The organism is Chlorogloeopsis sp. ULAP02 (assembly GCF_038404745.2).
GTDB lineage: Bacteria > Cyanobacteriota > Cyanobacteriia > Cyanobacteriales > Nostocaceae > Chlorogloeopsis.
Window position 1 is genome coordinate 88858 of record NZ_JAYKTT020000081.1, and the last position, 26629, is coordinate 115486.

General features: G+C 40.9%; 21 protein-coding genes. 9 read left to right on the forward strand and 12 right to left on the reverse strand.

The annotated features are described in order from the left end of the window. Positions 1–64 precede the first annotated feature (64 nt). Positions 65–1390, reverse strand: coding sequence for a CmpA/NrtA family ABC transporter substrate-binding protein (locus U2718_RS29250; protein WP_342000925.1), 1326 nt, complete (start codon positions 1388–1390; stop codon positions 65–67). 142 nt (positions 1391–1532) lie between these two features. Then, positions 1533–3167: a ferredoxin--nitrite reductase gene (locus U2718_RS29255; RefSeq protein ID WP_342000927.1), complete on the reverse strand. Its 1635-nt coding sequence runs from the start codon at positions 3165–3167 to the stop codon at positions 1533–1535. A 482-nt stretch (positions 3168–3649) separates the two neighbouring features. Between U2718_RS29255 and U2718_RS29260 the strand changes: the two genes are divergently transcribed. The 3 genes from U2718_RS29260 (at position 3650) to U2718_RS29270 (ending at position 7494) form a co-directional block, all read left to right on the forward strand. Beyond that, positions 3650–4948, forward strand: a complete 1299-nt coding sequence (locus tag U2718_RS29260) for a HEAT repeat domain-containing protein (RefSeq protein WP_342001298.1) — start codon at positions 3650–3652, stop codon at positions 4946–4948. Between the two features lie 429 nt (positions 4949–5377). Then, entirely contained in the window at positions 5378–6319 is a 942-nt protein-coding gene (locus U2718_RS29265) for a LysR family transcriptional regulator (protein ID WP_342000929.1), read from the forward strand. Between the two features lie 74 nt (positions 6320–6393). Continuing rightward, positions 6394–7494: an anthranilate phosphoribosyltransferase family protein gene (locus U2718_RS29270; protein ID WP_342000931.1), complete on the forward strand. Its 1101-nt coding sequence runs from the start codon at positions 6394–6396 to the stop codon at positions 7492–7494. A 212-nt stretch (positions 7495–7706) separates the two neighbouring features. On the opposite strand, the gene U2718_RS29275 is transcribed toward U2718_RS29270, so the two are convergent. The 5 genes from U2718_RS29275 to U2718_RS29295 all read right to left on the reverse strand — a co-directional run bounded on the left by U2718_RS29275 (position 7707) and on the right by U2718_RS29295 (position 12473). Beyond that, positions 7707–8603 carry an MBL fold metallo-hydrolase gene (locus tag U2718_RS29275; RefSeq protein WP_342000933.1) on the reverse strand — a complete coding sequence of 299 codons (897 nt, stop codon included), beginning with the start codon at positions 8601–8603 and terminating at the stop codon, positions 7707–7709. Positions 8604–8617: 14 nt separating this feature from the next. Beyond that, positions 8618–9001 (reverse strand): aspartate 1-decarboxylase, encoded by a 384-nt coding sequence (panD, locus tag U2718_RS29280; RefSeq protein ID WP_342000935.1) that lies wholly within the window; start codon positions 8999–9001, stop codon positions 8618–8620. A 636-nt stretch (positions 9002–9637) separates the two neighbouring features. Beyond that, the gene (locus tag U2718_RS29285; protein ID WP_289791580.1) at positions 9638–10147 is read right to left on the reverse strand and encodes an inorganic diphosphatase; all 510 of its coding nucleotides are present in this window, start codon (positions 10145–10147) and stop codon (positions 9638–9640) included. Positions 10148–10606: 459 nt separating this feature from the next. Next, on the reverse strand, positions 10607–10789 hold the full coding sequence (locus U2718_RS29290; RefSeq protein ID WP_342000938.1) for a hypothetical protein: 183 nt from the start codon (positions 10787–10789) through the stop codon (positions 10607–10609). Between the two features lie 712 nt (positions 10790–11501). Then, complete coding sequence (locus U2718_RS29295; protein ID WP_342000940.1) at positions 11502–12473, reverse strand: DUF362 domain-containing protein; 972 nt, start codon at positions 12471–12473, stop codon at positions 11502–11504. A gap of 189 nt (positions 12474–12662) precedes the next feature. Between U2718_RS29295 and U2718_RS29300 the strand changes: the two genes are divergently transcribed. Beyond that, a complete protein-coding gene (locus U2718_RS29300) occupies positions 12663–12923 on the forward strand; it encodes a hypothetical protein (protein WP_342000942.1) in 261 nt (86 codons plus the stop codon). On the opposite strand, the gene U2718_RS29305 is transcribed toward U2718_RS29300, so the two are convergent. Further along, the gene (locus U2718_RS29305) at positions 12882–14297 is read right to left on the reverse strand and encodes an aspartate ammonia-lyase (protein ID WP_342000944.1); all 1416 of its coding nucleotides are present in this window, start codon (positions 14295–14297) and stop codon (positions 12882–12884) included. The two genes, U2718_RS29300 and U2718_RS29305, sit on opposite strands and share 42 nt — an antisense overlap. A 224-nt stretch (positions 14298–14521) precedes the next feature. Between U2718_RS29305 and pgsA the strand changes: the two genes are divergently transcribed. Then, the gene (pgsA, locus tag U2718_RS29310) at positions 14522–15076 is read left to right on the forward strand and encodes a CDP-diacylglycerol--glycerol-3-phosphate 3-phosphatidyltransferase (RefSeq protein WP_342000946.1); all 555 of its coding nucleotides are present in this window, start codon (positions 14522–14524) and stop codon (positions 15074–15076) included. Positions 15077–15257: 181 nt separating this feature from the next. Here the strand turns inward: pgsA and galE are convergent, their stop codons facing one another. Further along, the gene (galE, locus tag U2718_RS29315; RefSeq protein ID WP_342000948.1) at positions 15258–16262 is read right to left on the reverse strand and encodes a UDP-glucose 4-epimerase GalE; all 1005 of its coding nucleotides are present in this window, start codon (positions 16260–16262) and stop codon (positions 15258–15260) included. Between the two features lie 127 nt (positions 16263–16389). Further along, complete coding sequence (locus U2718_RS29320; protein ID WP_342000950.1) at positions 16390–17538, reverse strand: glycosyltransferase family 1 protein; 1149 nt, start codon at positions 17536–17538, stop codon at positions 16390–16392. Positions 17539–17680: 142 nt separating this feature from the next. Between U2718_RS29320 and U2718_RS29325 the strand changes: the two genes are divergently transcribed. Next, entirely contained in the window at positions 17681–18529 is an 849-nt protein-coding gene (locus U2718_RS29325; RefSeq protein ID WP_342000952.1) for a class I SAM-dependent methyltransferase, read from the forward strand. 117 nt (positions 18530–18646) lie between these two features. Here U2718_RS29325 and U2718_RS29330 read toward each other — a convergent pair whose 3' ends face one another. Beyond that, a complete protein-coding gene (locus tag U2718_RS29330) occupies positions 18647–19738 on the reverse strand; it encodes a glycosyltransferase (RefSeq protein WP_342000953.1) in 1092 nt (363 codons plus the stop codon). Positions 19739–20418: 680 nt separating this feature from the next. Here U2718_RS29330 and U2718_RS29335 point away from each other — a divergent pair. Further along, entirely contained in the window at positions 20419–21561 is a 1143-nt protein-coding gene (locus U2718_RS29335) for a glycosyltransferase (protein ID WP_342000955.1), read from the forward strand. A 9-nt stretch (positions 21562–21570) separates the two neighbouring features. After that, a complete protein-coding gene (locus tag U2718_RS29340) occupies positions 21571–22791 on the forward strand; it encodes a glycosyltransferase family 4 protein (RefSeq protein ID WP_342000956.1) in 1221 nt (406 codons plus the stop codon). A gap of 81 nt (positions 22792–22872) precedes the next feature. On the opposite strand, the gene U2718_RS29345 is transcribed toward U2718_RS29340, so the two are convergent. Next, the gene (locus U2718_RS29345; protein ID WP_342000958.1) at positions 22873–24960 is read right to left on the reverse strand and encodes a polysaccharide biosynthesis tyrosine autokinase; all 2088 of its coding nucleotides are present in this window, start codon (positions 24958–24960) and stop codon (positions 22873–22875) included. A gap of 796 nt (positions 24961–25756) precedes the next feature. Here U2718_RS29345 and U2718_RS29350 point away from each other — a divergent pair. After that, on the forward strand, positions 25757–26314 hold the full coding sequence (locus U2718_RS29350; protein WP_342000959.1) for a hypothetical protein: 558 nt from the start codon (positions 25757–25759) through the stop codon (positions 26312–26314). Positions 26315–26629: the final 315 nt, after the last annotated feature.

The window sequence follows — 26629 nt, forward strand, 5'->3', positions numbered from 1 at the left end:
CAAATCAAATAAGTGGGCTATGACATTAGTAAATATACTAATTGTCTAGCCTCTCAAAGGATAATTAGACTTTCTTGATTTTCAAGCTTTTCAAGTATGCTTCTGGCTTTTCTGGATCGAATTTGACACCATCAAAGAAAGTCTCTACACCGCGAGAAGTGCTGGTAGGAATTTCTGCATCAGCAACACCAAGGGTTTTAGCAGCTTTCTTCCACAAGTCCTCTCTGTTTACCTGGTCTACTATTTCTTTAATCTTGATATCTTGTGGTAAATAGCCCCAGCGAATTTCTTCGGTTAAAAACCAAGTATCGTGGCTCTTGTAAGGATAGGAGGCATTATCTGCCCAAAACTTCATCCGATATTGGAAGTTTTGTTGCTTGCGTCCATCGCCATAGTCAATATTGCCTTTAGCCCGTTCTAAAATATCTGCGGCAGCAACGTTAAAGTATTTGCGATCAGAGCAAATTTTGCACATTTCCTCTTTGTTCTCACTGGCATCGCACCATTGTTGAGCTTCCATAATTGCCATCAACAGTGCTTGGGCAGCATTAGGATTTTTATCAACCCAATCTTTACGCATAGCAAAGGCTTTTTCTGGATGGTTGTTCCACAATTCGCCTGTGACTAAAGCTGTATAACCCAAATTTTGGCTTACTAATTGGGCATTCCAAGGTTCTCCCACACAAAAGGCATCGACAGTACCAACTTTCATATTTGCCACCATTTGTGGGGGTGGTACTGCTTCCAAAGCCACATCTTGATTGGGATCGATACCGCCAGCTGCGAGCCAATAGCGCATCCACAAATCGTGGGTGCCACCAGGAAAAGTCATGGCAACTTTCATGGCTTGTTTATTAGCTTTGGCTTGATCGGCAGCTTGTTTTAGCCCCTTGCTCTGTAAACCAACTTTCAAGTCTTTCAATTTATTAGCAACAGAGATCGCCTGACCGTTAGTATTTAACCGTGCCAAGATATACATCGGCACTTTATCATTAATGGTCAACAGGTAGGGCATGGGACTGAGAATGTGTGCGCCATCAATGCCACCACCTGCCGAGCCAATTTTTAAGTTATCACGAGTTACAGGCCAGGATTTTTGCTTGCTCACTTCAACATCCGTCATGCCGTACTTGGCAAAGAAGCCTTTTTCTTTGGCAATAATCAGGGGAGCGGAATCAGTGAGAGCGATGAATCCTAACTTAGCTTTGGTTGTTTCTACTTTGGGAGCGTTAGCTACAGCGGTTGAATTAGCAGCGGGTACAGCAGCAGGTGTTCCATTACCTGTTGTAGCAGAGTTAGAGTTACTGGAGGAGCAACCGTGAGCCAAAACAGAAGCTGCTGCGGCTGCACCTGTAGTAATAAGAAATTTTCTTCTCGAAAAACTGGACATTTGTGTTGGTGGTTAGTGGATAGTGGGTAGTGGATAGTAGGGGCGGGTTTATTTAAATATCTTCGTCATTCTAGAGAGATTGCCTTTAAAACGCGCCCGTACAGTAGTTAGTGGTTAATTGTAATTAACCATTAACCATTAGCTAATGACTCACCAAAGCTTCTTGCCTTGGTTTCGCCGCAAAGTGCTGAATGAGTAAATCTCGCAATACAGGCTGTAAGTCTTCGCAGGGAATGCCTTTTTGCACGCAAGTTCCTAACTGGGCTTCTTTGCCAACTTTACCGCCCATGTAGATGTCAACCCCTTCTACTGTTTTGCCATTTTTACGGACTTTGGTTCCCATCAAGCCAATGTCTGCTACTTGGGGCTGTCCGCAAGAGTTAGGGCAACCTGTCCAGTGAATTCGCACCGGATGAGTGAGTTCTAACTCTGCTTCTAAGTCTTTAATCATTGCCAAAGCACGCTGCTTTGTTTCAATGAGGGCAAAGTTGCAAAATTGTGCGCCGGTACAAGAAACGAGCGATCGCGTTAATTGTTTGGGGTTAATTGAAAACTTCTCTAGCAGGGCTTCTGTTAAAAACATCACCAAACGCGAGTCAGAAATATTGGGGATAATTACATTTTGCTCAACTGTAAGGCGGATTTCACCGCTACCGTACACTTCTGCTAAACGTGCGATTTCAAACATATCATCGGCAGCTAACCTACCCACAGGAACGTGCAAGCCGACATAGTTTAATCCTGGTTGCTTTTGCTTGTGTACCCCAATGTGATCGCGTTTTTCCCAATCAATTTCGTCTTTTGGTGCTGCGGGTAATAATGACTTACCCAAGCGATTCTCGACTTCCAGGCGAAACTTTTCCAAACCCCATTCATCTATTAGCCACATCAGGCGAGATTTTTGGCGATTGGCGCGTAAACCGCAGTCGCGAAACACTTCCAACACCACCCTACATAAGGCAACCACATCTTCTGGTGATACCCACGCATTTAGAGGAATGGCTGCTTCACAGCGTTTGCCAGAAAAGAAACCTCCGACTAGAACGTTGAAGCCAAAGATTTTTTGGGAAGTGGAGAGTGAATCAGACGCAAAGAAATGATCAACAATATTCTCCGTGTCTCCACCTCCCTGTGTCCCCGTGTCATCTTTAAAGGCTGGCACGAAAGCCAGATCGTTAATTTCTGCGTGAACGGAATTATCTCGTCCACCGGTAATGGCAATATTAAATTTCCGTGGTAGGTTGGTGAATTCTGAATTACCTTCGCCTTTGTTGGTAATCATGTCTTGAATTTGTTGCACCAACTCGCGAGTGTCGAATAACTCATCCGCATCCAATCCCGCTACTGGATCGCCAGTAATGTTGCGGACGTTATCCATCCCTGATTGCACACTGGTTAAGCCAACTGTATGAAATTTGTTAAAGATTTCTGGTAGATCTTCTATGCGGATGCCTCTTAATTGGATATTTTGTCTAGTAGTAATGTCAGCGCTACCGTCATCGCCGTAACGCTGTACTACTTCCGCCAACACCCGCATTTGATGATGAGTGAGAATCCCGTTGGGCATTCGCATCCGCATCATAAATTTTCCCGGAGTGACTGGGCGAAAAAACACACCCAACCACTTCAAGCGATGATCGCGATCGGTTTCGTCCATTGCCTCCCAACCTAAAGAGGCAAATTTTTCAATCTCAGCCTTGACGGCGAGTCCATCTTTTTCTGCCTTAAATTTCTCGAACTTATTGAGGCTGGCTGTAGTAGTTGCTGCGTTTGTCATGAGTAGATTCTCATTGCAATTTGCTGCTTCCAGAAAATTCTTCTGGATTTTTGACTAATCATCGATCAACCTTTCGCCTCATATCTTCCCGGTGATTTAAATTTAGGAGGTATAAGGAAAAAGTTATATTCACCCTGCCCCCTAAGATGAGGGAAGTTTGGTCAATCTTTAAGTTTGAATATTGATTTTGTGTGATTTTGTGATGACTCACATTTGCTTAAGTTAAACTTAAAGTTGTAAACACATAAATTTCGTATACGTTGTTACGGAATGTAAGCAAAATTGCGTAAAATGCATCGTAAAAATGCGTTTTTTGCATAAAAATGAGTCAAAAGTTATAGTTAACGCTTTTGATTGCAGGTGATCGCAGATATTCTGAAGGTGAGTATTACTTGTAATCGCCTAAAGTTTGAGTGAAATTGGCAAAACATAAAGTAAACTTCCAAAAATCCACCTTGGGATCGCAGGGAATTGAGCAAACTGTGAATACTTTCCATCAGCTTTTACTGCAAGCACAAACAGCACATGATGCGGGTGACTGGCAGTTGCTAATTCAATGCCTGCAAAAGTTAATTCTAGAAAAGAATTTAAAAAATCCAGAAGAAGTAGAGAATCGGGAAAAACTACTAAAGTTAGCATTATGTGTGCTTACAGTTGGAGATTTTCAGCAACGCTGGGAGATTGCTAAGGTATTTGTAAATTTAGGAATAATCGCTATTCCTTCATTGATTGAGATCCTGATTGATGAGGAGGCAGAAGAAGAATTACGTTGGTATGCAGCACGTGTATTGGGAGAGTATCGGCATCCAGAAGCAATAGCTGCTTTGATCGGCTTGCTGAGAACAGAAGAAGATGAAGAATTAAAGACTATAGCTACAGCAGCATTGGGTCAAAGCGGTACACTTGCTATTAAGGCTCTAACAGAACTGCTTGCAGAAGAAAATACACGTTTGTTGGCAGTGCGATCGCTTTCCTTGATTCGACACAAAGAAACGATCACACCACTATTGAGCGTAGTAGAAGATTCACAAGTCGCTGTCCGTGTGGTTGCAATAGAAGCTCTTAGTAGCTTTCACGATCCTTGTATACCACCGATACTTTTACGTGCTCTGGATGATGTCGCTGCCTCTGTCAGGCGAGAAGCAGTGCTGGGTTTAGGATTTCGCCCCGATCTGTGTGCCTCTTTAGATTTAGCGAACAAACTCAAATCCAAGCTCTATGATTTGAATCTTGAGGTTTGTAGTGCAGCAGCAGTTGCCTTATCTCGAATTGGTGGCAACGATGCTGCTAAATACTTATTTGAAGTGCTGGTATCTCCTCATACACCAGAGAAATTACAATTGGAAATTATCCGCGCTCTGGGCTGGATGGAAAGTGCCAAGGCTCTCAACTATCTTCAAACCGCATTTAATCAACTCAAAGCAGTGACACTGTGGCAGGAAATCGTTACGGTTGTGGGGCGAGTTACCAATCCGCAGTTAACTCCAATCGCAGCACAAATACTATTAAATATCTTGCAACAGAGGCACCCGGCAGTTGAGATTGCCACGGTTAAAAAAGCGATCGCACTATCTTTGGGACAATTAGGCAAACAAGAAGCTGTTGAACCTCTAATTCAGTTTGTGGCAGATGCAGATGCGCTGGTAAGACTGCACGCGATCGCCGCATTAAAAAATCTTGCTCCAGAAACAGGAAGACAAAAATTACAGCAGCTAGTCAATAGTGCTGCTTTAACACCAGATTTGCAACAAGCTGTCTTTACTGCTTTAGCTGAGTGGTGAAGAAGGGAACAGAGGATAGGTATATATTTTTAGATTTCGCGTTTGGATCGACACGGGGACACGGAGAATCAAGAGGACACAGGGAATATTTTTGATAATTTCTCCGCGTCACCGCGTCTTCCTACCCCATTTCCACCGTCACCCCATCTCACGCTCTTTGCGTCTTCTTTCCTTCTTGCTACTACAAAATGTTATGAGATGATAAGATTTCAATATTCATTTTTATTCTTTTTTAAGAACTTATCGAACATTGTTCAGGATACAACAGGCTAAAATTCCCGTTCACACACGAGGATTGGTCTTTCATCAAAAAATAACTTAAAATTCATGCCCTGCAAGAAAAAGGTAGATGTAACAAACTCTACTAAAATGCTACAGGAAATACGTTAAGTTAGTTCCAGCCATAAATGTAATTCAGGCTACACAAAAATGCGACTAGAACAGTTGCAAGCCTTTCTGGCGATCGCGGAAACCGGTAGCTTTCAAGGGGCAGCAAGAAAATGTGGTGTTACCCAATCGACTATCAGTCGCCAAATCCAGGCACTGGAAGGAGATTTGGGATTGGAGTTATTTCACAGAACAAGCCAGGCGAAACTGACGCTAGCTGGTGAACGGTTGCTTCCCCGCGCCCGCAAAATTTGCCAAGAGTGGCAGACAGCTACGCAGGAAATAACAGACTTAGTAGCAGGAAAGCAGCCTGAATTGTGTATAGCTGTGATTCACTCTCTCTGTGCTTACTATTTACCACCAGTACTGCAAAAATTTTGTCATGATTATCCACAGATACAGTTGCGAGTTACATCCTTGGGCAGCGATCGCGCCCTAAAAGTCCTTAAAGATGGGCTGGTGGATATGGCAATTGTCATGAATAATCGCTTTTTAACTGTCGGTAAAGAAATCGTGGTGGAAACCCTATATGATGAACCAATAGAAGTTTTAACAGCAGTCAATCACCCGCTAGCGCAATATGAACGCGTTCCTTGGCAGGAGCTGATTCGCTATCCGCAAGTGGTTTTTAAGGATGGTTATGGGATGCAACGGCTAGTACAAGATAGATTTGAACGACTGCAAGCCACACTGCAAGCAGTTTTGGAGGTAAACACTCTAGATGCTTTTCGAGGAGTAGTACGTCAGGGAGAACTGGTGGCTTTACTACCTCATTCAGCATTAGTGGAAGCACGTAAAGATCCTACACTTGCGGTTCGCCCTCTTGCTAGCAATGGTGGAGTACCTGACAACTCTGCTTTGACTCGCCGAGTTGTGATGGTGACGACTCAAGATCGGCTGCAAATTCCTCCGATTCAGCATTTTTGGCAGTTAGTGCGAGAAAATATACCACCACAAGTTTCTTTAGAGCGATCGGCTTGTTAAGTAATTAGTCATTAGTCATTAGTCATTAGTCATCGGTAAATACAAATGACTAATGATAAAGGACAAATAAACCTATGAGTGATATATTTCGGGAATTACTGAAAAAAGTAGGCAGTGGTAACCATACGGGAGAAAATTTGACTCGTGCGGAAGCTGCTACAGCAACTAGCATGATGCTGCTGGGTGAGCCGACACCAGCTCAAATAGGAGCGTTTTTGATTGCCCATCGCATCAAACGTCCAACCGGTGAAGAGTTAGCAGGAATGCTGGATGCTTATGATCAAATCGGCCCTAAACTGCAACCAATCGCCTCGCCGCAACCGATAATAGTCTTGGGGATACCTTATGATGGCAGAACCCGTACTGCACCAATTAGCCCGATCATAGCTTTGTTATTAGCCGCAGCGGGGCAACCTGTGGTGATGCATGGAGGCGATCGCCTACCAACAAAATATGGCATACCCTTAGTGGAAGTTTGGCAGGGTATAGGAGTTGATTGGACTAAGCTACCATTAGAAACTACTCAGCAAGTATTTGAGCAAACTGGAGTTGGTTTTGTTTACACTCCTCGACATTTTCCTCTCACCAAAAGAATTTGGGAGTACCGCGATCAACTGGGTAAGCGCCCACCCTTTGCCACAATGGAGCTAATTTGGTGTCCCTATGCTGGTGATGCTCACATTGTTGGGGGGTTTGTTCATCCTCCCACTGAAGCAATGTTTCAAGCAGCCTTCGCCCAGCGAGGAGTCACAAAATTTACAACTGTCAAAGGATTAGAAGGTAGCTGTGACTTGCCACGCGATCGCACCGCTATTATTGGCTTATCTGTGCTTGATCATACCCAGACAATAGCCCCAATCGAAAGGTTACATCTGGTTGCTCGCGAATACGGCTTTAGCAGCAAAAATGTACCCTTGCTTGGCATAGAAGAACTGATGGCACAAATGCAAGAGGTATTACAAGGTATACCTTCAGAATTAATGCAAACAGCCTTATGGAACGGAGGATTTTACCTGTGGCGCTCCGGTATTTGCGATAGTTTGCGATCGGGTATAGCCAAAGCAGAAGAATTATTAGTTAAGGGTGCAGTAGCTGCAAAGCTCCAACAAATTACTCAAGTCGTTCACAATCTTTCTCCAGTTCATAATTCAAAATTATTGACTGTTGAAAATTAAGTAGGTGGAAGTAAAAGGTAAAAGTAAAATGCTTATCACCATAAACTAATAAGATAAGCTTTTTCCTACCTGCGCTCTTGCGCGCAGCGACTTCTGCCGTCTGCCTACCTACTACCCTGCGGGAACCCTCCTTGAGGGAACGGGAACAGCTTTGCTGAACGGAAGCCACTCCGCGTCTACGTGTCTACTGCTTCCTGCCTTCTACTTAATAGCTACTCAGCAACAACTAAAGTTAAACCTTCACGAGCAATTAAACTTGCCGCAAAAGCAGATTTAATTTCCGTTTGGATGCGATCAAGAAAATCATCATGATCATCTGGGTGATGATGAGATATGACTAGTTGTTTAACACCAGATACATGAGCCAAATCTACAGCAGTTTGCCAATGAGAATCACGATCCGTTCTGTAAAATTTTTGGGGAGTAGTGGGATTGGCAATCAGTAAATCAACTTCTTTAGTAAGCTGATGAATGTATTTTTGCTCCACTTCATTAGTATTGTCATGTAAATCCGTTATGTAGGCAACGCTATAATTTTGCCAGTCAACTCTATATCCAATAGACTTTTGAGTTTGATTAATTAATGCTGTTGTTACTGTGATATCATCTATCTTTATAACTTTACCTGGCGTCAAATTATGGAATTGCAATTCAGACTGCATTTCCTGCAAAGGGTAAGGAAAATGTGGCAGTAGCATTTGATCGCACAAACATTGCTTAATCGAGGCTCCATTTGAGGCAGCAATCCCGTAAATATGAAAGCTATTTTCTGGGATAAATGCCGGGCCGAAAAATGGAAATCCTTGAATACGATTGGATTGGGAGTTGGTAAAAAATAAATGTGCTTGTAAAGGTTGTTTTAGTTCTAGCCAACTTTTACCTAGAATGCGTAAACCAGTACCTCCATCAAAAACCAAACGCTTATTAGCCACCTGCATCTCAACACAGGCAGTATTACCACCGTAAAGGTTGGTTTTGTTGCTTGGAGAAGCGATTAAACCCCTTACACCCCAAAATTGCACTATAAATTTTTTAACTTGGTTGGAAATAGATCGAGTTTGTTTTTCACTTAAGTGTTTATCTGGAGGCGAAAGCTTAAAATTTGACATTATTTTTCTGGTTGCTACGTCTTTTTGAGCAGCTCATCATAACGCCGAATCTCTAAAATCTGATTCTGCTCGTCTACGATGACAACAGTCGGAGAGTAATTTTTTAACTCTTCCAAACTTAACTGCCCGTAAGTCATTATAATCAGGCGATCGCCAGTAATGCCTAGACGTGCAGCAGCTCCATTTAATTCAATCGCTCCGGAGTAGGCTAGAGCTGGGATTGCATAAGTAATGAAACGCTGTCCATTGGTAATATTTACTACTTGTACTTGTTCGTAGGGTAATATGCCAACTTTATCCATCAGCATTTGATCTATACTGATGCTACCCACGTAGTTGATATTAGCTCCGGTAAGAGTGCAGTTATGAATTTTTGCCAAAAGAAGCGTGCGCTGCATTATTGAGATTCCTGTGGAATAGAGGATATTAAAAAAACATATAAGTTTGTAAATGCCCGTCAAAAGAGGGCTTCCCAGAAAATATCATTAAGGATGAACTCAACAATATTTGCTGAAAACATCTAGTATCCATCTGGGAAAAAATAAAGGCATAGCACCCTGAACTCAAACTTGAGTTCATTTTATAGATTTGTTTCAGCTTAACTTAAGGTAACCAATCCTTGCAGGCGTCTGCATTCTTGATCATGTAACCCTCATATTATTTGAGCTACTGGTGGGAAGAATAAATCATCTGGTTTCAGACAAACTTGGCTGGTTCTTAGCTAAGTAGCCGTGATGAACTGCGTACAGAAGAGGATAGGGAGAGGAAGAGATTAGGGAGATAGGGAAGATGGAGAAGAATTTACTCTTACACTTCCTCAACTTCCTCACCTCCCTCAACTCCTTCTCCTAATTTCCTTCTGCCTACCTACGCTCTTGCGCGCAGCGACTTGGTGCAAGTAGCCGTACCTACCCTACCCTGCGGGAACCCCTTTCGGGGAACGGGAACAGCTTCGCTGAACGGAAGCCGCTAGCTAACGCAACGCCTGACGGCGAACGCGTCTACCGCGTCTACTGCTCTCTGCCCTCTGCCTTTTATCTATAAGCTTTGATACATTTTTCAACTAAAGGCATCACCCGATCCACATCTTGCCAGCCAAGGATTTCCGTTACTTTTTTCTCAAGATTTTTATATGTACGGAAAAACTCAGCAATCTCTTCCAATCGGTGAGGAGCTACATCTTTGAGAGATTTGACATGGGCGTAACGAGGATCTTTGTCAGGAACACAAAGAATTTTCTCATCGCGATCGCCACCATCTATCATCTCTAACATCCCAATTGGCCGTGCAGCAATTATACAGCCTGGAAAAGTAGGTTCGTCCATTAATACCATACCATCCAATGGATCGCCGTCATCAGCCAAAGTGTTGGGAACAAATCCATAGTCATATGGATATTGTACTGATGAATAAAGCACTCGATCTAGAGCAAAAGCTTGTAGCTCTTTATCAAATTCGTATTTATTTTTGCTCCCGCCTGAAATTTCAATCAGAACGTTAATCAAACCCGGTTTAGGTTGGGCAGGAATACGCGATAAGTCCACAACAACACTCCTGAGTTAACAGCGAAACATCACGAGAGCCACAATCTTTGGCTCCCCGTGTAGAATTTTAGGGCCAATAGGTACACATCCCCAAAAAAATCCGTCTGGGTTGAGAAAGAGTATCTAAACAAATAGAAAATGGTGAGAAGAACAGGCTCCTCACCATTTTCATTTTTGCTTTGACGGTTTTTTCTTTAGTTAGTAATTACAAAGCCTTAGGCTTTATATAGATGCTATTGGTTCAGGCAACTGAGAAACTTGTTAGAGTTTTTCCTGTTTGGTACTGAAGGAGGGTTATCTATCCATCGGATCGCTGAGTTTAGAACAACACAAAACAGATTCAAAAATTTTTCCCTAAAGCATATCCACTCTCATCAACTTCTGAAACTTACAATCTTTTTTCTTACTTCAGAGTTATGTCTAGTGGTAGAATTGCATTGCCAATTCATAATCTATTCTTTACTTCTTTTTAATGTTATGGACAAGGGGTGCTTGGTTATTCGGAACATTGTTTGAAGAGAAATTTGCAATCACAAACAAGGGTATGGTTAAGGTTAATAAGGCGATCGCTGTTCCTGCAATGTCTGCCAAACGATGTGGATAAGGGTCTGTTGAATTGGCAGACTGACTGTTTGAGTCCATAAAAAATCAATTTGATTACATTCTGTTGTAGTTGGCTCTATAGTCAAGAGCTTATCTACCATTTTAGCTATTTTTTAACAGTAAATTTTCTAATAGTCAAGGATGAGAACCACTTTGACAACTGTCCCTACTATTTTTGATTACTGCAACTTTTGATACTAATTTATTTCAAATCTCATGTTTATACTTTTTAGCCTCTGCTATAAAAGCAGTCTAGGAAAGCTTTTTATCTATAAATCTATACCGAGAAAATACAGATATAAGTACCGTATCTAATGATAAAATCAGTGATTATACTCAATAATAATTGGTAATTAGAAGAGTAAAAAACATATGAATATGTGTTATTTTTTAATTTGTCATCTATAGCAAGGTAGATAAAAACTAATTTTTTAAATATGGCAGTTGCCGGATAGATTAGGACAATGCCTAATCATCAAATAAGGACATTAAGTGGCTTTCAAGCCTGTTCCCCGCTCCCTGCTTACTAGCTAGCTCAAACTAAAAAAACCGCCGCTAGTAGAGTAGGGCGGTCTGGTTAAGCAATCGGAGGGTATTTAAAGCTTACTCTGCTAATTTTGAAATTGTTGTAGCGGAGTTTGCACTTGTTAATAGCTTGCCCTGTTTTTATCTGATTAACACATGAGAGTTGGGTGCAGATGATAAATTTTTTGAATTTTCATATTTCTTACTCAAGATAGGCTGGAGGCAATTAACGTCTGCCATAGGCGCTCATGGGTTCCTTAATAAATCTAATGTAAAGATGTTTGAATGTAGATTTAATCACGCGAGGCATACCAAAATCGATAGGAACTAACTTGTCTGGTAACCGCCAATCATTTATCTGGAGCAAGTCAGGATGTAAATGAGGATAATAAATAGCATCTAATTCTGGACAAACTCCCAAACGCATAGATGCGGCAATAGTAGGCACTTGGGCAGGTGGAACATTAAGTATTTCTACTATTGCTCTGTCTAGAGCAAATACATCTGCTGATGCTCCTAAAATTCCCAATGAACGTGGCTCACCACCGCTTGGGCCATTACCTTCATGACCGATGATACCATCTAGTATGGTTAAGTTAGGATTAACTGCCCTTGCGGTTTCTACCAACATTTCCCCAAATCTGTTGATATCTTTTCCGGCTTCCATATGCCACCAGGCTTTCATTTTGCCAGGAACACAACCAAAAAGGTTTTTAACTCCTAAAGTTAGCGTCAGTTGGACGTGAGATTTGACTTTAGGTAAATTAATCACTACATCTGCCTCGATCGCCTCTTTAGACAACAGCAGATGATTAAAGTTTGCGCTGATGGTTTGGTAACGCTTTCCTTGGAAATCAATGATTGGAAGGTTGAGTTCTTCTATAATTGGCAGATAGCCATTTGCTAGTGCTACTCCCCTAGCGCTACCAAAAGCCGGACTATCGCCCAAAAATGGCTGCCCTCCAGCCTCTATTACCATCTGTGCCACTACATAAACTAATTCTGGACGGGTGGTACACTCTTGATCAGGACGCGCTCCTGTAAGCAAATTGGGTTTAAGTAAAACGCGATCACCACTTTTAACAAACGCTCCTATTCCCCCAAAAGGTTCTAGTAGCGTTTGGATTGACTCCCTTAAAATATCTAGTTCGTAGGAATTAGCCCGAATTAAGCTGACAGAGGGTGTTTGAGATTGCATTGACACTGTTTCACATCTAGGGTTTTTATCACTTTAACTGTTAGTGAGTTATTAGGGGAGGCAGCGCGTTGCGGAGCCAGTGCGGTGAAGCAGCCCCCGTCTTGGCGGTTTCCGGCGTTCGCGTAGCGTCTCCGAAGGAGTTTGGGGGACTGCTGTACGCCGGAGGCGTTCCCACAGGGTACCCGAAGGGTGGACGGGTTCCCCGGCATAAAGGAGCCAGTGCGTTGCGCGGGTTCCCCGCGTTGTAGCACCTGGCGTCAACTGGCGTCGGGTTCCCCCGGTTGTAGCGACTGCCGTGCGGGTTTTGCTGATAATCTTCCCGTTCAAACAGATAATTTATCTTTTAAACCCGCCCGTACAGTAGTTAGTGGTGAATTTCTAACTACTATTTACGTTCCGCTTCTCAACTTAGCTCAAAGGTACGATCGCACTCATCTGCTGGAGATTTAGCACTTGAGCTAATTCTGTTTCACTCATCAATCCTTTTTCCAGTACTATTTGCCGCAAGGATTTGCCTGTTTCCAAAGATTCTTTTGCTACTGCTGCTGCATTTAAATAGCCGATGTGAGGATTTAACGCCGTTACTAAAGCTAAACTTCCTTCTGCATAAGCCAAACAACGTTCTTTGTTGGCGGTAATTCCTTGTATACAACGTTCGGTAAGTGCAGCAATGGTATTGCCGAGAATTTCGATACTGTGAATCAAGTTATAGGCAATCAAGGGCATCATCACATTTAGTTCTAATTGTCCTGCTTGTGCCGCTAATGCGATCGCACTGTCGTAACCCATCACTTGAAAACAAACCATTGATGTCATTTCTGCCATGACTGGATTATACTTCCCTGGCATAATTGAGGAACCTGGTTGTACTGGTGGTAGTTGAATTTCTTTTAAACCAGTTTTTGGCCCGGAATCCATTAATCGCAAATCGTGGGAGATTTTCACTAAATCTTGGGCTAAGTTACGCAAAGCTCCAGAAACATTTACAAATGGTGCCATACTTTGCATGGCTGCCATCAAGTGAGGTGCAGGTTCTAACGGACAATCAATCAACTCTGAAAGTACTCTTACCACACGCGCGCGATACTGAGAATGGGTGTTCATTCCCGTACCTGCTGCACTTCCTCCCAAACCTAGCACCATCAAATCTCCACTGGCAGTATAAATTCGATTTTGATGTTCGCTAAGGATGTATGCCCAAGCCCGAAAATTCTCGCCCAAACGTACTGGCACAGCGTCTTGCATATGAGTTCTGCCAGAACGAACAATTTCTTGAAATTCTTCTGCTTTCGCGAAAAGGGCTGCTATTGCCTTTTCTAAGGCAGGATGTAATGTTCTAGATAAAGCCAGTAAGCCACCAATGCGAATTGCCGTTGGAATCACATCGTTGGTAGACTGACCGTAGTTAACGTGGTCATTAGGACTAACGCGCTTGTAGTTTCCTTTTTCATCGCCGAGAATTTCTAATGCCCGATTTGCTAAGACTTCGTTGACATTCATGTGGTGGGAAGTACCAGCACCAGCTTGATAAACATCAACCACAAACTGATCGCGAAATTTTCCGGCTAAAACTTCATCTGCTGCTTCGACTATGGCTTGGCTTGTCTGTTGGGAAATACAACCTAGTTCACCATTGACAATAGCTGTAGCTTTTTTGATTAAAACACAAGCATCTACGTAGGTAGACAAAGGTTTAAGGTCGCTAATTGGAAAGTTTTCTGTAGCTCGCAGTGTTTGGATGCCGTAATAAACACTACTATGAATTTGGCGATCGCCCATTGAGTCGCGTTCTATTCTGTATTGATAATCTTTTTGTTGAGTCATAAGGATTTAAATTGAGTTATTGTTGGTTGTTAATCTTTACTAATAACCACTTTAAAGGCGTGTTTAACCGCAATCTTTATAAAATCACGGTAGTACATAATGTAAAACCATCCCTTAGAAACCAAGCCCTAGTTAGTTTATACGCAGCTGGATAGTATAAAAAACATATTTAGATTAGTTTATTTGCTGTATCGCTTTACAAATATCTAGTTTTTGAATTACTTATGACTATACCTAATTGGATTACTTTCTCCCGGCTTTTAGGGTTACCATTCTTGCTTTACGGTTTACATAACCCTACTCCAACAAGTAGGTGGGTGTGTTTAGCAATTTTTCTCGTTGCCGCTGGTACTGACTGGTTAGATGGCTACTTAGCGCGGAAACTGAACCAAGTTAGTGACTTGGGAAAATTTCTCGATCCCTTGGTAGATAAATTACTAGTACTCGCGCCACTTCTAGCTCTAATTGAACTAGGACAGATACCTGCTTGGGGAGTATTTTTGATCCTGGGGCGGGAACTCGCGATCGCTGGTTGGCGTGTCAGTCAAACTCAAATTAGTGGAGCGAATATTTGGGGCAAACTCAAAACAGTTAGTCAAATAATAGCGATCGCGCTTTTAATCGCACCTTTACCACAGGAATGGCAATTGCCTTCTGTTGTTGCCTTCTGGATTTCTGTTGTACTTACACTAGTATCTGGGGCAATTTATCTGTTGCCGCAAACAAATAGTGGCAGTGTCTCAGATCATAAATTAGACGTTAAACAAGAAAAAAATTAATCTATAGGAATCATATTTGATTTTTGAAAAACACGTAGGGTGTGTTGTCGCGAAGCACAACGCACTGTTTTCAACGGTTGGGTGCGTTAGACTTAATTTTTCAGTAATCAAACCGGATTACTATATGAGAGCTTAATAGCTCCCCGACTTTTTTAAAAAGTTAGGGATCTGAACATTTGACTTAGTCACCAGGGTAAATCCCGATCAAACCTTCTTTGCGCTTTTCCCAAGCTAGGGTTGTATAAACAATTTGATCTAGGTCATTATATTTAGGTTGCCAACCCAAAACTTTGCGGATTTGCTCGGCACAAGCCATTACGCAAGCTGGATCGCCAGGGCGGCGATCGCTTTCAACCACTGGAAAATCCACCCCGGAAATTGCTTTCACCCGTTCAATAACTTGCCGTACACTGTAGCCTTGCCCATAACCGCAGTTGAGAATTTGACTTTCCCCATCTTGCTCTAGATAGCCTAATGCATCTAAGTGTGCAGCTGCTAAATCTTCGACATGGATATAGTCTCGGATTCCTGTTCCATCTGGTGTAGGAAAATCAGTACCAAAAATCCGCATTTCTGGCTTGCGCTTGAGTGCCGCATCACAAGCTGCTCTAATTAAATGAGTTGCATTTGGTGACATTTGCCCCAATCTTCCTCCCGGCTCTGCTCCTGCGACATTGAAGTAACGAAGAATGACATAACGTAGAGAAGATGCTTTTGCATAGTCCTGAATCAGCCATTCGCTCATTAGCTTTGAGCGCCCGTAGGGATTAATCGGCAAAGTTGGGGTAGACTCAGTCACAGGATTTTCTTGGGCTTCTCCATAAACTGCTGCCGTGCTAGAAAAAATAAATTGGTTGATGCCCATTACACTACAGCAACGAAGCAAGTTCAGAGTATTGCGGGTGTTGTTAGCGTAGTAGTCAAGGGGACGAGCAACAGATTCTGGCACAATCAAACTGGCAGCAAAGTGTAGTACTGCACTAAATTCATGTTGGGCTAGTATCTGGTAGAGTTTGTCTACATCTGCTAAATCGCCGATCATCAACTCACCATGTAGTACTGACTTTGGTGAACCAGTTGAACAATTGTCAAACACCACCACGTCGTAACCTGCCTCGCCAAGCTGACGGACAACATGGGAGCCAATGTAACCTGCTCCACCAGTGACTAACACCTTTTTTTTCATCTATCTTTGCCCAACAAAATTATTCGGATGGTTTGATCGGCGATCGCTACATCTTCAGCAATTTAAATTAGAAATACAAAGCTAATTTTTCGTGAGCATCCTTATACAGATACATCATCAGAATACATCAGTTAAACCCAACCGATGATACCTGGTTTCTAACATGATCACCACCCGACAAGTTGCCACCTAGATAAGTAAAAAAGGTATGAGCTTGAACTGATAATTGGTGCTTTTCATACCAAGCATAAGCATTATCTGCAACTATCTGCCCTTCTGATAAGTTCATCCTGTGATGATATCTATCTGCCAACCAGTAATGTTTGCTTGCTTCTAGACCATCTCCATTTTTACCTTCATACCATACACCTACAGGTAGTAATCTGTGAGCGCAATAAGCAGCAAAAATTGTTGATTTTGTCAGGAATTCAGTATGGTAATTAAAAAAACCTGCCACTGAGTTTGCTAATAAGTTGCTGATATCATCAGCTGATCTAATTCCCAATCTGACAACAGGAATACCATTGATTGGCTGAATCTCAAAATCCAAAGCAGGGCCAATATCTAATATTTCCTCAATTCCCAACTCGCGACAAGTTCGCTGTAAAGCTAATTGTGAGTGCTGATAAACACGAGAACGTGGCCCGCCACCACCAAATACTACCAAGCGCCGAGGACGTTCTGATAGAGAGGCGAGATTTTTTGGCTCACCGACATTAGAAAAAACTGGTAAAGTCGGAATCTGAGAGTGTTTTTCTTGACTCAATTTACCTATTATCTCAGCATATAGTTGCTTACTGGTAAGACAGCGATCGCTCAAACGTACCAGACGAGCAGCTAAATTTCTTTGTAGTGGTGATGTCCAAAACTGACTTGTCCAAATCGGGCCAAAAGCATAGATTTCATGAAACATCGTCACCAAATTTTGGGATTTCGTAGCTTTGCGCCAATGCTCTAAGGCTTCTATTAACCAAACCGGACAACCACGCTTGGCATAACCATAACCCACGTAATGTAGAAGTACTACCTTTGTTGAGTGTTCGTGACTGGATAGTAACTTTAATAAAGCTTGACTAGATTGTTCCGTAACTTGCTGAATTGGAAACCCCTCTACAATAGCTTGCCCAGACCAATTTGGATCGCCAATCAAGAAGGTAGTATTGACGCCAAAATCCTGACGCATTTGTTTAGCTAAATTTAGTGCATAATCTCCGACTCCATCAACAGCCGGAGGTAAGCGAGGGACAATTGCAGTCATCCAATCTAACTTATTCATGCTTGTCTATCTTTCCTCAAATACTGAGATTATTTGGTATCGATTATTAATTATTCTTCACTAGAGGTCTTCATCTCAATCTCGTAAATTGAGTTATCCTAGCTTACTGAAGAGTATTGTTTCACCTATTTCCTAAAAAATCATGTATACAACACTACAAGAAATCTATGCCCAATCTTCTGAATCAGTTCGAGCTACAGGACTAACTCAGGAGTTGGCAAGTGAACTTTATGGCAAATATGTACAGTTTATTAATCAGTCAGTATCTCAACGTGGAAGGTTACTAGATGTCGGATGTGGTTCAGGATGGTCTTCTTATCTTCTCAGCCAGGAAGGTTATCAAGTTGTTGGCATTGACCTAAATGCTGAAGCCTTTGAATGTCCCAATGTACCCAACTTGACTTTAATACCAGGCAGCGCTATGAATTTGCCTTTTGAGGATGCTTCGTTTGATGTGGTAGCTTCTCATCAAGCAATTGAGCATATTCCTGAGCCACAAAAAGCAATCATGGAGATGATTAGAGTTCTTAAACCAGGCGGTATCCTGTGCATTGTCGGGCCAAATCTTCTCAGTATTGGTCATTTAATTAAGGCAATTAGTATATATGCTTGGCAAAATCGCCCCATTAAAAACATCTTCTTGCGATCGCCTCATATGCCTAAGCATCCTTGGGGCAATACTTTAGCAGAAACTTTAATATCCTTTCCCGTAATGCTTAATCTCATTGCTAGAAAGCTTATTGATAGCAAAGCTACTTTCACGATGCGGGAACCAGACATCAACCCACCCTTTCATGCTGATAATGATGCTTGCTATGTGTGTAACCCTATCGATTTTGTGAAATTTTTACCTACTCAAAATTGTGTAGTGATCCAAAATGGATTTTATGGAAGGCTCCAGTGGACAACACTAATTGCTTCAGGAACTTTTATAGCTGCTCGTAAACTCATATTGGATCGTAGTAATGATATTAAAGTTATGAGCAACTAATAACCCAAGTTGCTAATTAAAAAATGTATGCTCTAAGTTAGAAATAAAGATAAAAGCCCATGTGGAGAGAAGCTTCGCAGGGGCCTTTACTCTATTTCCCGGTCTTTTCTTACTTAACTAGTAAATTGGGTTAATAATCTCAGCAACTAAATTTGTTACCCTGAGAATTTGTTGCTCTTCCTCAAAATCTGCTAACCTTTCTGGAATTACCTTTTTCTTAGTTTTGATTTCTTTATCTGTAATCTTTTGCATTAGGTTAGCTAAAGCATCAATATAACTATCCTCCCACGGTTTAGCTCCTGGTAGCCTCCACACCCAATCCCCACCAATGTCATATGCCATAGGAATTTGACTCGTCACCACTGGTAATTTTGCTGCTACATACTCACTCAGCTTTGTTGTATAGCGAAAACTACCAACTGCATCCACACTCTGAGGTAAACTGGCTACATCCATAGCCGCCATGTAGTCAAGCACTTGCTCATAAGGTACATTACCTGGCAGAAAAATTCGGTTTCCTAAATCTTTACCTGCCAACTCCTTTAAATAAGCAAGTCCACTCCCATCCCCAACCACTAAAATAGCAATGTTCTTGGAGTTAATTTTCTGGAAAGCTTTTACTAATTCATAACCATAGCAGTACTGAAATTGCCGATTCCAAGCTATTGATCCCAGTAGCCCAAATACAAGAGCATCATGGGGAATTCCTAGTTGCTGACGAATATGAACTCGACTATTAGCCAGTTGCTCAGTAGTGCGAGAAAAATATGCCCAACCCGCAGCAGTTACTCCTTTCGGCGCTCCATAAGTTAGCGCACGACCAACTAAATAAGGTGTCCAACCGATAAATCCAGCGCAAAAGTAGCAGAGAATTTGCTCGTAAACACTGACAATTGGTGCAAGGAGCGGATAATTTAAATTAATGAAAGGTGCGATCGCATCCCCACTGCTGAAAATATAGGGAATACCAAAAAACCATTGCAGAAGTAAACACGCTACACCCCCTAAGACTCCAGTACCTTCCATAACTACTAGTCTGGGTTTTGTCTGCAAAGCTTGTCGAATAATGCTAATGAAGCTTTTAAATTTATCAGTTCGATCAAAGGGAACAACTTGAAACTTAAAGTTTTGTAAAAGTTTTAAGATTCGAGCTTCCTCATTCGATCTTGTACCTTTGGTGGCAAAGACCAAAATTTCTGCATCTTTCATTTGGCAGTTCTTAAGCGAGGAGATTTATATTTAGTGATATACTATACCCTATTCTATTAATAACAAGTGATATACTATACATCGTCCAAATGGCGATTATAGTTTGAATTAAAGTTGATTCAGGTATTTCCGTAACTAACGGCAATACTAACGAAATACTTAATGTTATTTAAAATACATATTATAATGTTATTCAAGATACATATATGGTAATTGATGAAAAAAGAGGGTGGTTATATTGCAGCTGTTTGAGACTTACTCAACAGTTTCTCTCAACTTTAAGAACTGGTTAATAGAGGTTCAAAGCGATTACATATACTTTATGCTTGGCTATCACTTACTAGACAAAATTTACAATTTTTCACCAAACTTTTAGATGATTACAATGAAAGCAATTTGGTAATGTTTTTTTACTGAAGGAAAGTTTTCTTAATAAAGAGAAGCTTACTTGTTCATCACCTATTACTAGGTTAGACAAATTCGTTAAAAACATAATATTTCAAAAGGCAATGTTATTAAAAATGATTCATAAATAAAAATTACCTATTATATTATCGAAATTAAATATCGTGTAATAGTCTATGAACAATTTAATGAGTGTAATTTAGACATCTTTTCAACTATGTCAAAATTACAAAGTTTTTCATCTAAATTGGCAATTACTATGCAGAATCAATAATATGGCTCAACTACGCCTCGCGATTATCTGCGATTATCCGGAAGAAAACTGGCACAGTATGGATTTGTGTGCTCAGATGCTATTCAAGCAGCTGCAAGCCGAACACGCTACATCTATTCAAGCTATACAAGTTTGCCCAGCATTTAATTGGCGTTGTAAAAAAATTCCTTGGCTCGGCAAAAAACACTTTGCTTACAATGCAGACCGCTTACTCAATCGATTTTGGGACTATCCCCAGCATCTCAAGAACAGAGTTAAAGATTTTGATTTTTATCACATTGCTGACCACTCTTATGGTCAGTTAGCCCATGTCTTACCGTCAGAACGTACAGGAGTATACTGTCATGATATTGATACCTTTCGCTCTCTTGTAGAGCCAGAACAAGAACCTCGACCTGGCTGGTATCAAGCTATGTCTCGCAGAATATTACTTGGCTTGCAGTCATGCGCAGTTGTCTTTTATTCCACCGCAGAGGTGAGAAAGCAAATTGAGCGTTACCAACTAGTGGAAGCATCACGTCTAGTTCATGCTCCTTTAGGTATCGCTTCAGAATTTAGTATGACTCCTGGAAACGCTGGTATTACCGACCAAAACATACTAGAACAAATAGGTGCTGCACCTTTCCTGCTCCATGTTGGTAGTTGTATTCCCCGTAAGCGCATTGACATTCTGCTAGAAGTTTTTGCCCAAGTACGAGCTATCCATCCAGAGTTACGACTTGTCAAAGTTAGTGGTGAATGGACACAAAGCCAGCAACAGCACATTGCTCAGTTGAATCTCGGTGAGTCGATTATTCATCTACAAGGTTTGCAGCGTTCAACTATAGCTACTCTTTACCAAAAAGCAGTTGTAGTTTTACTAACAAGTGAAGCAGAAGGCTTTGGATTACCTTTGATTGAAGCCCTAGCTTGTGGAGCAAGCGTAGTTGCCAGTGATATTCCTGTTTTACGTGAAGTGGGTGGAAAAGCCGCAGTTTATTGCCCAATTGGTGATATGTCAGCTTGGGTAAAGACTATAGAGCAACTATTGGTAAATCCAACAAATGCTCCAGCTTTGAATTTGCGTGTGAGTCAGGCGCAGAAATATTCTTGGTCTACTTACACCCAAATAATTGCTCAATCTTATTTACAATTAGCTGATTGATGAAACTATATGAAAATTGTCTTTGTGAATCCAGTGGGAGCAATTGGTGGTGCTGAGAGATCTTTGCTGACTATCTTTGCTGCACTCTTAAACTCACAACCCGATATTCAACTGCACTTAATTGTGGGTACAGAGGGGCCTATGATAGAAGCGGCTCAAAAATTGGGAGTACAGGTGCAATTGCTGGCACTACCAGCAGCAGTGAACCAACTTGGTGATAGCATTTTCAAAGGTAAGAATAAAGTTGTAGTCTCATTAATATCTTTATTACGAATAATAGAAATCTTACCTGCGATCAGCAAATATATTTGGAAATTTCGCCAATTTCTGCGTGAACTAAAGCCAGACTTAATTCACTCCAATGGTATTAAAGCTCATTTATTAGTTGCGCTAGCTAGAGTCAGGAATGTACCCGTTGTTTGGCACATCCAAGATTTCTATGGATCACGACCATTAATGGCACAAGTTTTACAATGGATGAGCGCTAGTTCCAACTTAGGAATTGCTATTTCTCAAGCGGTTGCTCAAGACGCAAGAGTGACATTACCAGGCTTACCAATAGAAGTAATTTACCATGCTGTAGAGGTCAATTACTTCTCTCCTAATTCTCCTATAGCAGCCCCCAACTCCAAAGAAGATTGCCCTGCTCATCTTCCTCTGCAGGTAGGACTAGTTGCAACTTTTGCACGTTGGAAAGGACATGATATTTTTCTAGCTGCTGCGGCTCGGATATTGAAAGCACATCCTGAGTTGAATGTTCGTTTCTGTATTGTTGGTGGAGCAATTTATAAAACTCAGGGTTCTCAATTTTCTGAACAAGAATTAAGAAGCAAAGCCTTACAATTAGAAATCGCAGATAAAGTTGATTTTCTTGGTTTCCAACAAAATATAGCAGAAATTTACCGTTCATTAGATATTGTGGTTCATGCCAGTACCCAGCCAGAACCCTTTGGTTTAGCAATAGTGGAAGCTATGGCTTGTGGTAGACCTGTTATAGTATCTCAAGCGGGTGGTGCAGCTGAGTTATTTACTCATAACTACGATGCAATTGGTGTACTACCTGGTGACTCTATTGCCTTAGCAGCAGCTATTCTAGATTTACTCGATCATGCCGAAAAACGGCAATTCATCTCAGAAAAAGCAAGACAAACAGTTGTTGAACATTTCAGCCACAAACGTTTAAGTCAGCAAGTGATGGCAGTTTATAAATCTGTTTTGAGCAGCAAGTAAAATTCTCGCAGCAGTTTGATTGAGAGAAATCAAGTGTGCGATCGCTAAACTTACAAAAAAGATTGCCAAACAGGACATTACTCAAACGCTACTCCTTGTATAGTAGCCATAATATTGTTGTTTAGCAGCAACACCATTAACGGCTAAACCTAAAACATTTTGACCAGCTTTTTCTAGCAATTCTTTAGCAAGAGAAGCGCTATTAGCATTAACTACTCCCGGTCGAACTACAAATAAAATTCCATTAGCCAGTTTGCCTAGAACTGTTGCATCAGCAGCAACAGTCAAAGGTGGAGTATCAATTACAACAAAATCAAACCTTTGTGCAACTTGAGCTACAAATACAGCCATTTGACTAGAATTAACCAGTGCAGATGGATTATTCGTCTGTTCACCAGTAGTCATAACTTGCAAGTTCGGCACAATTTCAGTGACAGCGCGTTCTAAATCCAACTTACTTTTAATCACATTGCTTAAGCCAACTTGATTTGGAAGTTCCCAAATTTTGTCTTGGCTAGGATTCCGTAAATCTGCATCCACCAGCAATACCCTGCGTCCGATTTGAGATATGGAGAAAGCCAAGTTGGCAGCAATTGTTGATTTTCCTTCTCTAGGTACAGCACTTGATACCACAATCACCTTAGGCTGTTCTAAATTAAAAAATCTCAAATTAGTTTGCAACATCCGAAAAGCTTCGCTGACAGGGGAATCAGGTTTATTTTTTACTATTACCTCTGGAATCTGGCTACCATTACTAAAAGGTGGAATGTATGCCAATAAGTTATACCCCAGCAAATCTCTAGCAGATTCAGGTGTTTTGATAGTTTTGTCCATTTTTTCCAAAATAAAGGCAGTCGCTCCACCCAGCAAAATTCCACCAATCAATCCTTGCAATAAATTTATGTACTGACGGCTCTTAATCGGCAATGAAGGAATTAATGCAGGTGTAATCACCCTAGCGTTACTAATTTGTAGATTTTCTGCTACTTGCAGTTCTTGATAGCGAGCCAGAAGATTCTGATAACTAGATTCAGTAGCTGCTATTTCTCGCTCCAACTGACGTTGCTGCAACTCCAACTGCGGTAGCGTATTGGCTCTTTGTCTGTAATATCCGATCACTTCAGCTAATGCTCTCAATCTTACTTGCAAACTAAGACGTTCTGCTTCAGCTGTGGCGTAATTAGCAAGAATTCCTTGTTGTAAACCCTGGGGTCTTAGCTGGACAATATTTTCGGGATCTTTGGTTTGATTGAAGCGTCCCGCTTTACCAACAAAACTTTTTTCTATGCGCTGTTTAAGTTCACTTTTGAGAACAGCTATTTGTTCTTTAAGGTTAACCACTGTGGGATGATTTTCTGTCAAACGCAGTCTCACCATTTCAAGTTTTTGTTGGATCTCTTGTAATTGTCCTAAAACCAAACTTGTTGATGGTGATTCACTCACAAAACCCGTGATTACAGCTTGCTGTGAACTTACACCAAAAAATTGCCTGATTGATTGCATCCTTGCAGTTTGAGATGCTAGTTCAAAGCTAGTTGCAGCTACTTGTTTATCAAGCTCAGTCAAAATTCCTACACTTGATGTAGCTTCAGCTTTGAGGTCTAAAACCCTGTTCTGTTGTTTAAAATCTTGCAATTTCTTTTCGGCGGCTTGTAATGCTTTTTTACTCAACGGTAATTGTTCGGCGATGAATCTTCTTGCAGATCTGGTTTGAGCGCGATTGGCATCAATATCATTTTCTATATAGATTTTCATCAGGGTATTAACAATTGAAGCGGCCTTTCCAGGATCTATATCTGTATAGGAAATTTCCAAAATATCAGTTTCTTCAATATTTTTTACTTGCAAATCTTTTAAAAAGACTAGGGGGTTTAGATTTAGATAGAGAGCCTTTATTGTTCTTTCGGCTATAGGTAAGGAGCGTATAACCGCTACCTCAGTTCCCATCGGTCTACCACTGACTGAACTCTCCAACTGTCCTAATTGACTACCTACGCCTGTGAGTGAGGAGGTAGCGTTCTTTTTCAATACAAGCTGACCTGTTGCCTGATAAGTAGGCGTTTCTAGTACAGTTTTGACTATACTTAACGCCAATACAGCAAAGAAAATTATAGAAACAGGTGCCCACCTACGCTTCAGAATCATCCAATATTGCAAATTTTCTTCCATATAATACCCTTCTAGCTACTGTTAGCTAATTAACAATTTGAATCGTTCTTTCTTCTCTAGCAAGGAATGGGAAAATTTTAAAAAAGATAATTGCTACCCTGTACTAGTTAAAGTAGATTGTGGCTTATTTTACTATCAATATTCTTAAAAGCATACCTATTTTTCTCAGTATAAATACGTAATTAATGAAAAAATTTATTAAGCTAGTAATTACACTGTCAACTCATTTGCAAAAAATTAATGGTGTGAGAATCAGAGTAGCTAGAAATAGAACTGTAAGTTTCTCTTTCCTGAGCTTGAACTTCTAAACATTATTGAGTTGAAAAAGCTTACATTAAATAAAATGCGTAAAAAATGTGTAACAAATTGCTCTCTTCAAGAAATAATCTTCAGAGCTTGGTTATTGACGTTTGTTAGATTGACTGTATAAGTTAGCACCAAATAAACCAGATTGTAGATATTGATAAATAATGCCTCTGTCATTTATGCGATCGCATCATCTCAACATCAAAATTGACTGTTAGAAAGTGAAGTGGCTGAATTCTCTAACTACTCTAACTGATTACATACACACATAAGTAAAAACCCCTTGTTTTTACGTATTATTACTGGTGCGTTATTTGAAAATTTATATATAAATATACGGTAGTATAATCGGGAGCATAATAATTTTCAATCTCAAATGACGCGGTGCTGATTGTTGCCGTGCTGATATTTGATGGTAGTAAGAACATATTGTTTGTAATGAAAACTGTTGCAATACTATATTCGTTTCCTTTAAAGGAAAGGTGTTTTGATGAAACTAAGTAATATTTTTTCCCTGGTGTTAGGTTGTTGTAGTGCTATTGGTATCGTTGCCAGCACATCTCCAGCCCATGCTCTGGCTTGGACTTTCAATTTGAATTTCAACGATGGAGCCGTTGCTACTGGCTCATTTGATTACAATGGTGGTATTTACTCAAATATAAATATTACTGTAAGTGGAGGAATAACTACTGCTGCTGGAAAAGTTTTCAATGATGCGGATCTAGTTGGCAGTGCTGGCAATAACTTTGCTGTGCAAAACTCTGGCGGAACCGATTTTTTTTATCTCCAAAATAATCGCGATTCAGATTGGTCTAATCCTCTAGCTTTGTCGTACGGTCAAATTTACGCTCAAATTAGATCTCCTGGAATTGAGTTAAATCCGTCTGCCAGTGGGATTGCTGTTGCGCCACAAGTTCCTTGGCACAGTGATGCAGGTGCTGCAATTCCAGTGGGAAGTCTCCTGTTGCTAGGTGCAATGAGAAAGGTTAAGAAAAGAGTAGCATCTAATATCTGCATTCTTAACCCTGAAACCGGAAAAGTTAGCTAGGATAAATTTTTCCACCTTCAGACTTGCCGCTTCTAGAACACTGCGATCGCCTGATTGCAATAAATTTATGTTGTTTCTCAAGAAAATGGCTACAAATGTTGATGACTGGGAGTAAGCACAAGTCATACTGACTATAAACTATGTGTAGCTTTAATTTGAGAACTAGTTACGATTTCATCAGTGCGATCGCTTCATCAGAATGAGTTATCTCAAAACTAAGAACTTTCTAGAATCACAGAATCACCACTAAACAAAAAATAGTGAAGAGGCTTTAAATTCAATCCTACGTATTAGTACTGATGTAATTTAAATTTA